The organism is Streptomyces sp. NRRL F-6492 (genome assembly GCF_001280125.1).
Taxonomy (GTDB): Bacteria; Actinomycetota; Actinomycetes; order Streptomycetales; family Streptomycetaceae; genus Streptomyces.
The window spans coordinates 1-243 of sequence record NZ_LGEG01000190.1 but is presented as its reverse complement, the minus strand read 5'-3'; the positions used below and the strand labels follow the sequence as shown (position 1 = coordinate 243).

Below are 243 nucleotides of genomic sequence, written 5' to 3'. Positions count from 1 at the left end.
ACACCGCGTGCTCGTCCTCGCTCGTGGCACTGCACCTCGCGGCCAACGCCCTGCGCCGCGGCGAATGCGACCTGGCCCTCGCCGGCGGCGCGACCGTGATGTCGACGCCGGTGGCCTTCGTCGAGTTCTCCCGTCTGCGGGGCCTGGCGCCGGACGGGCGCATCAAGTCGTTCGCGGCGGCCGCCGACGGCACCGCCTGGTCCGAAGGCGTCGGCCTCCTCCTGGTCGAACGCCTCTCCGACG

General features: G+C 74.5%; 1 protein-coding gene. It reads left to right on the top strand.

Features of this window, described 5'->3' with window-relative positions:
* Positions 1 to 243 (top strand): beta-ketoacyl synthase N-terminal-like domain-containing protein (locus ADL08_RS14680; protein ID WP_159043078.1); only part of this gene is annotated, 243 nt, incomplete at both ends.